Annotated in this window: 8 protein-coding genes; 4 read left to right on the top strand and 4 right to left on the bottom strand. The window is 74.9% G+C overall.

The window, feature by feature from the left end:
- Window positions 1-10 precede the first annotated feature (10 nt).
- Entirely contained in the window at window positions 11-607 is a 597-nt protein-coding gene (locus tag ACR807_RS39225) for a hypothetical protein (RefSeq protein WP_438926602.1), read from the bottom strand.
- 122 nt (window positions 608-729) lie between these two features.
- On the opposite strand from ACR807_RS39225, the gene ACR807_RS39220 reads away from it, so the two are divergent.
- Entirely contained in the window at window positions 730-3,036 is a 2,307-nt protein-coding gene (locus ACR807_RS39220) for an ATP-binding protein (RefSeq protein ID WP_438926601.1), read from the top strand.
- A gap of 313 nt (window positions 3,037-3,349) precedes the next feature.
- On the opposite strand, the gene ACR807_RS39215 is transcribed toward ACR807_RS39220, so the two are convergent.
- The 3 genes from ACR807_RS39215 to ACR807_RS39205 are packed head-to-tail and all read right to left on the bottom strand — an operon-like array spanning window position 3,350 to window position 5,465.
- Window positions 3,350-3,733 (bottom strand): RidA family protein, encoded by a 384-nt coding sequence (locus tag ACR807_RS39215; protein WP_438926600.1) that lies wholly within the window; start codon window positions 3,731-3,733, stop codon window positions 3,350-3,352.
- Between the two features lie 17 nt (window positions 3,734-3,750).
- The gene (locus ACR807_RS39210; RefSeq protein WP_438926599.1) at window positions 3,751-4,500 is read right to left on the bottom strand and encodes an IclR family transcriptional regulator; all 750 of its coding nucleotides are present in this window, start codon (window positions 4,498-4,500) and stop codon (window positions 3,751-3,753) included.
- Entirely contained in the window at window positions 4,497-5,465 is a 969-nt protein-coding gene (locus ACR807_RS39205; RefSeq protein ID WP_438926598.1) for a sugar kinase, read from the bottom strand. The genes ACR807_RS39210 and ACR807_RS39205 overlap by 4 nt, the downstream gene beginning before the upstream one ends.
- A gap of 110 nt (window positions 5,466-5,575) precedes the next feature.
- Here ACR807_RS39205 and ACR807_RS39200 point away from each other — a divergent pair, with 110 nt between their 5' ends.
- Genes ACR807_RS39200 through ACR807_RS39190 form a run of 3 tightly spaced genes read left to right on the top strand, consistent with a single transcriptional unit; the run spans window position 5,576 to window position 9,825 of the window.
- Entirely contained in the window at window positions 5,576-6,835 is a 1,260-nt protein-coding gene (locus tag ACR807_RS39200; RefSeq protein WP_438926603.1) for an amino acid deaminase, read from the top strand.
- Between the two features lie 9 nt (window positions 6,836-6,844).
- A complete protein-coding gene (locus tag ACR807_RS39195) occupies window positions 6,845-8,434 on the top strand; it encodes an N-acyl-D-amino-acid deacylase family protein (protein WP_438926597.1) in 1,590 nt (529 codons plus the stop codon).
- Window positions 8,431-9,825: a GntP family permease gene (locus ACR807_RS39190; protein WP_438926596.1), complete on the top strand. Its 1,395-nt coding sequence runs from the start codon at window positions 8,431-8,433 to the stop codon at window positions 9,823-9,825. The genes ACR807_RS39195 and ACR807_RS39190 overlap by 4 nt, the downstream gene beginning before the upstream one ends.
- The last annotated feature ends 94 nt before the right edge of the window (window positions 9,826-9,919 follow it).

Below are 9,919 nucleotides of genomic sequence, written 5' to 3'. Positions count from 1 at the left end.
CTGTCGGTGATCAGGTCCGCACGCCGCTGGCGCGCAGCTGCCTGGCCGCCAGGGCCGTGATGACCTCGGGGTCCTGGCGGCGCCAGCCCTCCACCGGGTCCTGGGGGAAGTTCGCCAGCTCCCGCAGGGACAGGTTGTTCAGGGCGTGCAGCGCGAGCAGGTCGAGGCGGCCCTGGTCGCGCAGCCGCCTGGCCGCGCCCGCCCGGCGGGCGAACCGCAGCCGCAGCGGCAGCCAGGTGATGAGCAGGAACGCGACCGGGATGGCGATGAGCGCGACGGTGAGCCACATCGCGGTGGTCTCGACGGCCTCGATCTGCGTGTTCCCGGCGTCGGACAGGGTGCCGCCCGCGTCCTTGCCCTTGTCGAGGGCCTCGCCCAGCCGGTCGCCGACCAGCGGCACGTCACGGGCCTTGGCCGCGGCGTCGCCGAACGTGTCGGACAGGCCGCGCCCGGCGTCCACGAGCCCGTCACCGGGGGCGCGCAGCGCCCGGACGGCCTCGCCCACCGCCAGGGCGGTGGTCGCCCAGAACAACACCCAGGCCACCGCCGCGAGGTCGGCCACCACCTGCCGGGCCAACCGGGCCGGGCGGTCCGCGTACCACTTCATGTGCGTGGTCTTACCAGGCTCGGGCCGCCGGTGACGGGCCGCTGCCGGATGGTTGCGCGAATGGTCATTGTTGGTGACGTCACCCGGCCGGGGTGGGCGTGGCGGCTACTACTGTCGCAGGGGTGGGGACGACGTTCGGTGACCTGCTGCGGGCGCACCGCCGGCGGGTGAGGCTGACCCAGGAGGAGCTGGCGGAGGGCTCCGGGGTGAGCGTGCGGGCGATCAGCGACATGGAGCGGGGCCGGGCCCGCGGGCCACAGCGGCGCACGGTGGAGGCCCTGGCCGCGGTGCTGGCGCTGGCCGGGCACGAGGTCGAGGAGCTGCTGGACGCGGCGAAGGAGGGCCGGGCGCGGCGCACCGCCCCCGCCGGGCCGCCGGTCGCGCAGTCGGCGCTGCCGCCGGACGTGGCGGACCTGACCGGTCGGGAGGACGAGCTGGCCGCCCTGGACGCGGCCGGGTCGGAGCGGCGGACGACGTCGATGGTGGTGCTGCACGGGCCGCCGGGCGCGGGCAAGACGACGCTGGCGGTGCGGGCGGCCTACCGGCTGGCGAAGCGCTTCCCCGACGGGTGCTTCTTCTTCAACCTGCGCGGCATGGACGCGCGGCCGGTGCACCCCTCGGAGGTCGTGCACCGGATGCTGCTGGCGCTGGGCGTGGACGAAAAGGGGGTTCCGGCCGGCGAGGCGGAGCGCTCGGACCTCTACCGGGCCCTGCTGCGGGAGCGGTCGACGTTGCTGGTGCTGGACAACGCCTCCGACGAGGGGCAGGTGCGCCCGCTGCTGGCGACCGGGTCGCGGTCGCTGGTGCTGGTGACGTCGCGGCTGGTCCTCGGCGGGCTGGAGGCGAGCCTGCGGCTGGGGCTGGACGTGCTGGGTCCGGGCGAGTCGCTGGACCTGCTGGCCGCGATCGCGGGGCGGGCCCGGGTCGACGCGGAGCCGGTGGAGGCGGCGCGGGTCGCGATGCTGTGCGGGCACCTGCCGCTGGCGCTGCGCATCGCGGGCAACCGGCTCGCCAGCCGTCCGAAGTGGACGATCACGCACCTGGCGGAGCAGCTGGCCGACGAGCGGCGCAGGCTGACCGCGCTGACCGCGGGCGACCTCCAGGTGCGCACCGCGTTCGAGATGTCCTACCGGCAGCTGGGCGAGAAGGCCGCGGTGCTGTTCCGGCGGCTGTCGCTGGTGCCGGGCGCGGACTTCGGGCCGGACCTGGCGGCGGTGCTCGCCGACGTGGACCGGTTCTCCGCGGAGGACACGCTGGAGGAGCTGGTCGACGTGAGCCTGCTCGCCACCGGGGAGGTGCCGGGGCGGTACGTGTTCCACGACCTGATCCGGGTGTTCGCCGGGGAACGGCTGGTGGACGAGGAGCCGGTGCCCGTGGTCGGCGCGGCGCGGCGGCGGGTGGTGGACCACCTGCTGGGCACGGCGGTCTCGGCGGCCGGGTTCTTCGGGCCGGACGCGAGCAGCGCGCCGTCCGGGTCGCTGCGCAGCCAGGAGGACGCCGACGCGTGGCTCAGCGCGGAGACCGCGAACTGGGCGGGCGCGCTGCGGTGGGCGGCGCGGGACGGGCGGCACGAGGACGTGCTGCGGCTGGCCACGGCCATGCACTGGTACTCCGACCAGCGGGGGCGCGGCGAGACGTGGGTGGAGGTGTTCAGGGCGGGCGTGGCGGCGGCGCGGGCGCTGGGCAGCGTGCGCGACGAGGCCGTGCAGCTGAACTTCCTGACCTGGACGTTGGCCGTGCTGCTGCGCCGCTACGACGAGGCGCTGGCGCTGCACGACGAGGCGTGGCGGGCGGCCGTGGCGTCGGGGGACGTGGTGGAGCAGGGCTGGGCGATGCACTACCGGGCGGTGTCGCAGATGCGGTCGGGCCGGCTGGAGGCGGCGCAGGGCGACGCGCGGCGGGCGCAGGTGCTGTTCCGCGGGGCGGGCTTCGCGCTGGGCGAGCACATCGCGCTGTCGTGCCTGGGGCTGGTGCTGCACGGGCTGGCGCGGTACGAGGACGCGGTGGTGGTGCACCGGGAGCTGGTGGGTGCCGTGCGGTCAGGGCGGTTGGCGATGGCGCCGGTGATGGCGGCGGAGATGACGGCGCAGCTGCTCGTGCGCACGGCGAACAGCCTGGTGCCGCTGCGGAGGTGGGCCGAGGTGCTGGCGGTGGCGGACGAGGCGCTGGACGCGCTGCGGGGCGCCACGGCGCCGTCCACGCTGTGCGAGGCCCACCGCCTGCGCGGGCTCGCGCTGCACCGGCTCGGCGACCCGGCGGGCGCGCGGGTCGAGCTGGCGCTGGCCGTCGACCTGGCCGACGCCCAGCGCCACCACGACCTGGCGGACGTGCTCGAAGCCCTCGCCGACGTCCACGACGACCTGGGCGACCCGATCGCGGCTGGGGAATTCCGCGACCGGGCCGCACACCTGAGGTCAACCGATCGGTGACGCGTTCCTCGCCATCGCCGGGGTCCTTCCGTGCCGTGCTCTCGGGTGCCCCCAGTCAACCCCGCGGGGTTCCCCGGCACCACGCAGAACAACCGGCAGAAGTACACCCGTCCACCCGGGAGCGCCCGGGTGGACGGTCGCCGGGGGACGAACGCAGGACACGCGGGTCACGAGCGCATGACTCGCGGGTCACGAGCGCATGACTCGCGGGTCCTGGGCGTAGGACTCGCCGGGCCTGAGCGTAGGACTCGCCGGGCCTGGGGGTTGGACTCTCGGGGTCTGGGGGTTGGACTCTCGGGGGTGGGTGGGTGGGTCAGTCGAGGACGGCCAGGGCGTCGATCTCGACCAGGAGGCCCTCGGGCAGGCCCACGTAGACGGTGGTGCGGGCCGGGAACGGGGTCTCGGTCACGAGGGCGTTGTAGGTCTCGTTCATCTCGGCGAAGTGCGCGGTGTCGGTGAGGTACACGCGCAGCATCACCACGTCGGCCAGGGACGCGCCGCCCGCCGCGAGCACGGCCTCGACGTTGCGCAGCGCCTGCGCGGTCTGCTCGGCGACGGTGCTGCCGACGACCGCGCCGGTCTCCGGGTCGAACGCGACCTGCCCCGCGACCTGGAGGACCGGTCCCTTGCGGACGCCCTGGGAGAAGGCGGCCACCGGGGTGGGGGCGGAGGCGGTGCGGATCTCGGTCTTCGACATGCGTTTCTTCCTCTTCTTCAGTCGCGCGGCGACCAGCCGCACTCGACGGACGCCGCCCGCGCGGTCGCGAGCAGGTCGGGCAGGTGGCCGATGAGGCCGTCGAAGTCCAGCAGGACCTTCGGCACGGACATCGACACGGCGGCCACCACCTCGCCGCGCGCGCCCCTGATCGGCGCGGCGATGCAGTGGATGAAGTCCTCGTGCTCGGCGTTGTCCACGGCGTAGCCGGCGGCGCGCACGCGCTCCAGCTCGGCCAGGTACGCCTCGGGCGTGACGAGGGTGTTCGCGGTCAGCGGCACGTAGTCGATGGCGGCGGCGACCTCGCGGCGGCGGGCCTCGGGCAGGTCCGACAGCAGGACCTTCGCCACGGCCGTGCAGTGCAGCGGGGCGCGGCGGCCGATGCGGGAGTACATGCGCATCGGGTGGGTGCTGTCGTACTTGTCGATGTAGATGACCTCACCGTCCTCGTAGGACGCGAGGTGCACGGTGTAGCCGGTGCGGGCGTTCAGCTCGCGCAGCGCGGTCTCGGCGCTGCGCCGCACGTCGCGCTCCTCCAGCGCCCGGTTGGCGAGGTCGAACAGGGCGGTGCCCAGCCGGTAGTGGTGCACGCCGTCGCGCTGCACGAACCGGTGCGACTCCAGGGTGCGCAGCAGCCGCAGGGCGGTCGACTTGTGGACGTCGACCACGCCGGACAGCTCCTCCAGGGTCTTCGGCCCGGTCGCCAGCTCGCGCACCAGGGTGAGGGCCCGGTCCAGGCTCTGGCTCATCGACGTCTCCTCAGGTGTGCGGCGGCCCACGTGCCCGGGTCGGCGTCCAGCAGCGGCGCGGTGACGTGGGGCGGCAGTGGTTCGCCGACATCCTCCCTGGTGAGCAGTGCGGACGCGGCCTGGAGGTGCCCGGCGCGCAGCCGGCGGGCCGGCGGGTCGCCGGCGAGGTGCGCGGCGAGGTAGCCGGCGGCGAACGCGTCGCCCGCCCCGACGGGTTCGACGACGTCGACCCGCAGGCCCGGGTGGAAGGTCGTCGCGCCGTCCTCCACGACGGTCGCGCCGCGCGCGCCGTGCTTCACGACCAGCGTCCTCGGGCGGGGCAGCAGGGCGCGCAGCTCGTCGGGGTCGCCGGTGCCCCACACGGCCTGCGCCTCGTCGGCCCCGGCGAGCACGACGTCGGCGGCGTCGGCGAGGTCGCGCAGCACGCCGGGGTCGCGGTCGCGCCACAGCGCGGGCCGCCAGTTCAGGTCGAACGACACGGGTGCGGCGCGCGGCCCGTCGAGCACGGCCCGCAGCAGGTCGAGGCAGCTGTCGGACAGGGCGGCGGTGATGCCGGTGACGTGCACGAGCAGGGTGTCGCGGAGGTCGAGCCGGTCGAGCACGGAGGGGTCGAGGGCGGAGGCGGCGGACCCGCGCCGGTAGTAGCGGACGCGGCTGCCGGCGGCGTCGGCCTCCTTGACGTACAGGCCGGTGGGCCGGTCGGGGTCGACCCGCACGCCGGTGACGTCGACGCCCGCGCCGCCGACCGCGTCGAGGACGGCGCCGCCGAACGCGTCGTCGCCGACCGCGCCCACCCAGCGGCTGCGCACGCCCAGTCGGCACAGGTGGACGGCCACGTTGGACTCGGCGCCGCCGATCGCCCGGGTCCACGTGCGCGCGGCGCGCACCGGGCCCGGGTCGGCGGGCACCAGCACCGCCATGGTCTCGCCGAGGCACACCACGCCACCCGGCAGGTCGAACCGCATCCGTGCTCCTCCCAGCGCCTTCGCGTTGACGGGCGGCGAGCCGAATGTTACACACTTCGACATCACATCGCGCAATAGCCGTTGCGTATAATGCAACGTGAGGAGTGCCGATCCCCGTGGACCTCGACGCTGTGGACGCCATCCGCCAGGACCGGGTGGACTGGCGCTTCAAGGGCCTGCCCGCCGACGCGTTCGGCGGCACGGTCGGCGAGCTGGTCGACCGCCGGCCCGACCTGTTCGCCGACGGGTTCGTCGGCCCGCTGGTCGTGCTCGACGCCGCCGCCCTGGAGCACAACCTCGCCACCATGGCCCGCTGGTGCGCCGAGCGCGGCGTGCTGCTCGCCCCGCACGGCAAGACGACCATGGCCCCGCAGCTGTTCGCCCGCCAGCTGGCGCACGGCGCGTGGGGCATCACCGCGGCCACCATCAGCCAGGTGCGCGTGTACCGGGCGTTCGAGGTGGGCCGCGTCCTGCTGGCCAACCAGCTCGTGGACCCGGCGGGCCTGCGCTGGCTGGCCGACGAGCTGGCCGACGAGACGTTCGAGTTCACCTGCTGGGTCGACTCGCGGGCGGCCGTCGAGCGGATGACCGAGGTGCTGGGCACGCCCGACCGGCCGGTGGACGTGCTGGTGGAGCTGGGCGCGCCCGGCGGCCGGACCGGCGCGCGCGACCTCGACACCGCGCTGGCGGTCGCGCGGGCGGTCGAGGCCAGCCCCGCGCTGCGGCTCGCCGGCGTCGGCGGCTACGAGGGCGCGCTGGCGCACGACGCGTCGCCGGGGGCGAGGGCCACCGTCGACGGCTACCTGGAGTCGTTGCGGGAGCTGGCGACCCGGCTGCGCGACGGGTTCGAGGTGGACGAGCCGATCGTCACCGCGGGCGGCAGCGCGTACTTCGACCAGGTGGCCGCCGCGCTGACCCGCGAGTGGCCGTTCCCGGTGCGGCCGGTGCTGCGCAGCGGCGCGTACGTCACCCACGACGACGGGTTCTACCGGGGCATCTCGCCGCTGGGCCGCACGCCCGGCGCGGAACCGTTCCGGCCCGCGCTGCGCGCCTGGGCGCAGGTCACGTCGCGGCCCGAACCCGGCCTGGCGCTGCTCACGCTCGGCAAGCGCGACGCGTCGTTCGACGAGGGCCTGCCCGAACCCCAGCTGGTGCGCGGGCGCGACGGCGCGGTCAGGCCGCTGACCGCCGAGGTGACCGCGCTCAACGACCAGCACGCGTTCGTGCGGCTCTCCCCCGACGACCCCGTGGAGGTCGGCGACTGGGTGGGCCTGGGCCTGTCCCACCCGTGCACGGTGTTCGACAAGTGGCAGCTCATCCCGGTGGTCGACGGCACCACCGTCGTCGACCTCGTGCGGACCTACTTCTGAGGGGGCGGCGTGGACATCGTCTTCCGGGGCGCGCTGGTCGTGGACGGCACCGGCGCGCCCGGCCGCCGGGCGGACGTCGGCGTGCGCGACGGGCGGATCGCCGAGATCGGCGACCGGGTCACCGGCCGCCGGACCGTCGAGGCCGACGGCCGCGTGCTCGCGCCCGGCTTCATCGACATGCACTCCCACTCCGACCTCCAGGTGCTCGCGAACCCCGAGCACCTGGCCAAGGTCACCCAGGGCGTGACCACCGAGGTGCTCGGCCAGGACGGGCTGTCCTACGCGCCCGTGGACGACGGCGTGCTCGCCGCGCTGCGCGCCCAGCTCGCCGGGTGGAACGACGACCCCGCCGGGTTCGACTGGGACTGGCGCTCGGTCGGCGGGTACCTCGACCGGCTCGACCGGGGCATCGCCGTCAACGCCGCCTACCTCGTGCCGCAGGGCACGCTGCGGATGCTGTGCGTCGGCTACGACGACCGGCCGCCCACCGACGCCGAGCTGGACCGGATGCGCGAGGTGCTGGCCACGTCGCTGCGCGAGGGCGCGGTGGGCCTGTCCTCGGGCCTGACCTACACGCCCGGCATGTACGCCGACACCGCCGAGCTGACCGCGCTGTGCCGGGTCGTCGCCGAGCACGGCGGGTTCTACAGCCCGCACCACCGCAGCTACGGCGCGGGCGCGCTGGAGGCGTACGCGGAGGTGGTGGCCGTGTCGCGGGAGTCCGGCTGCCCGCTGCACCTCGCGCACGCCACGATGAACTTCGAGGTCAACCGGGGCCGCGCGGGCGAGCTGCTGGCCCTGCTGGACGACGCCCTCGCGACCGGCGTCGACATCACGCTCGACACCTACCCGTACCTGCCGGGCGCGACGTACCTGTCCGCGCTGCTGCCCAGCTGGGCCGGCGAGGGCGGCCCGGACGCCACGCTGGCCCGGCTGACCGACCCGGCGACCCGCGAGCGCATCCGGGTCGAGGTCGAGGAGGTCGGCTCGGACGGCTGCCACGGCGTGCCCGTCGACTGGGCGACGATCGAGGTCAACGGCGTGCGCCGGGCCGAGAACGCGCACCTCGTGGGGCTGTCGGTGGCGGAGGCCGCGCGCCGCGCCGGCCGGCCGCCCGCCGAGCTGTACTTCGACGTGCTGGTCTCCGAGCGCCTCGGCACCTCGTGCCTCATGCACGTCGGCCACGAGGACAACGTGCGGGCGATCATGCGCCACCCCGCGCACACCGGCGGCAGCGACGGCCTGCTCGTGGGCGACCGGCCGCACCCGCGCGCCTGGGGCACGTTCCCCCGCTACCTCGCCCGGTACGTGCGCGAACTCGGCGTGCTCGGCCTGGAGGAGTGCGTGCACCACCTGACCGGGCGGGCCGCGCGGCGGCTGCGGCTGGCCGACCGGGGCCTGGTGCGCGAGGGCTTCGCCGCCGACCTGGTGCTGTTCGACCCCGACGCGGTCGCCGACACCGCCACCTTCGACGAGCCCCGGCGCGCCGCCGCGGGCATCAGCCACGTCGTCGTCAACGGCGTCCCCGTGCTCGACGACGGCGAACGCACCGACGCCCTGCCCGGCACGTCCCTGCGAAACCCCCGGAGCCACGCGTGATCGACTGGTTGCAGCACTCGACGGGAGGGCTGCTGACGCTGTCCGCGCTCAGCATCGCCCTGCTGCTGGCGCTGATCATCAGGCTGAAGGTCGAACCGTTCATCGCCCTGCTGGTCGTGGGCCTGCTCGTCGCGCTCGCCGCCGGCCTGCCCGTGGAGGCGCTCGTCGGTTCCGCGCAGAAAGCCTCCGAGTCCCTGCTGGAGAAGGGCTTCGGCGGCATCCTCGGCCACATCGCCGCCATCATCGGCCTGGGCACGCTGCTCGGCGCGATCCTGGAGGCGTCCGGCGGGGCCGAGGTGCTCACCCGGTCGCTGCTGCGGGCGTTCGGCGAGAAGCGCGCCCCGCTCGCGATGGGCCTGTCCGGCCTGATCTTCGGCGTGCCGGTGTTCTTCGACATCGGCATCTTCGTGCTCGCGCCCCTGGTGTACGTCGCGGCGAAGCGCAGTGGCCGGTCGATCGTGCTCTACGCCCTGCCGCTGCTGGCCGGCCTGTCCGTGATGCACGCGTTCATGCCGCCCCACCCCGGCCCGGTCGCCGCGGCCGGCCTGCTCGGCGTCGAACTGGGCTGGATCATCCTCATGGCGCTCGCCGTGGCCATCCCGTCGTGGTTCGTCGGCGGCGTGCTGTTCTCGTCGTGGATCGGCAAGCGCCTGCACGTGCCGGTGCCCGAGGAGATGCTGGCCGCCGCGGAGGAACTGCGGAACCGGGAGGCGAAGGGCGAGCCGCCGCTGTCGCTGGTGCTGGGCGTCATCGCGGTGCCGCTGGTGCTGATCCTGGCGGGCACGTTCGGCAGCGTCCTGCTGCCCGAGGGGTCCACCGCGCTCGGCGTGTTCACGTTCTTCGGCACGCCCGCCGTGGCGCTCACGATCGCCGTGCTGCTCGCGTTCTGGCTGCTGGGGTACCGGCGCGGCATGACCCGCGAGCAGGTCACCGAGCTGTCCGCCGCGTCGCTGCGCCCGGTCGCGATGATCCTGCTGGTGGTCGGCGCGGGCGGCTTCTTCGGCGCGGTGCTCGCCGCCACCGGCGTCGGCAAGGTGCTCGCCGGCTCGCTGGCCGACCTGGGCCTGCCGGTGATCGCCCTGTCCTACGTGATCAGCTGCGGGATGCGCATCGCCCAGGGCTCGGCCACGGTCGCCATCGTGACCACCACGGGCATCGTCGCCCCGGTCGTCGCGGACCTGGGGTACTCGCAGCCGCGGCTGGCGCTGGTCGTCATGGCCATCGCCGCCGGCTCGATCATCGCCTCGCACGTCAACGACGGCGGGTTCTGGATCGTGTCCCGCTACTTCGGCCTGTCGGTCAAGGAGACCCTCCAGACGTGGACCGTGCTGGAGACGGTCCTGTCGGTGGTCGGCTTCGTCGTGGCCGCGCTGCTCAGCCTGGTGGTGTGACCCGCGGGGCCGGTGTCCCCACCCCCCGGTGGGGGACACCGGCCCCGCGGTGCTCCGGGAGCCCGCGGTTCAGGCCCCGGTGGTTCGGGCCCCG

The sequence above is a fragment of the Saccharothrix sabaoui genome (genome assembly GCF_051756985.1).
In the GTDB taxonomy this organism is placed as follows: domain Bacteria; phylum Actinomycetota; class Actinomycetes; order Mycobacteriales; family Pseudonocardiaceae; genus Actinosynnema.
This window is presented reverse-complemented; position numbering and strand designations above follow the sequence as displayed.

Bases quoted from the DNA above. Each gene is read 5' to 3' on its own strand.
- ACR807_RS39215 (WP_438926600.1), bottom strand. From the start codon at position 3,733: ATGTCGAAGACCGAGATCCGCACCGCCTCCGCCCCCACCCCGGTGGCC.
- ACR807_RS39210 (WP_438926599.1), bottom strand. From the start codon at position 4,500: ATGAGCCAGAGCCTGGACCGGGCCCTCACCCTGGTGCGCGAGCTGGCG.
- ACR807_RS39225 (WP_438926602.1), bottom strand. From the start codon at position 607: ATGAAGTGGTACGCGGACCGCCCGGCCCGGTTGGCCCGGCAGGTGGTG.
- ACR807_RS39205 (WP_438926598.1), bottom strand. From the start codon at position 5,465: ATGCGGTTCGACCTGCCGGGTGGCGTGGTGTGCCTCGGCGAGACCATG.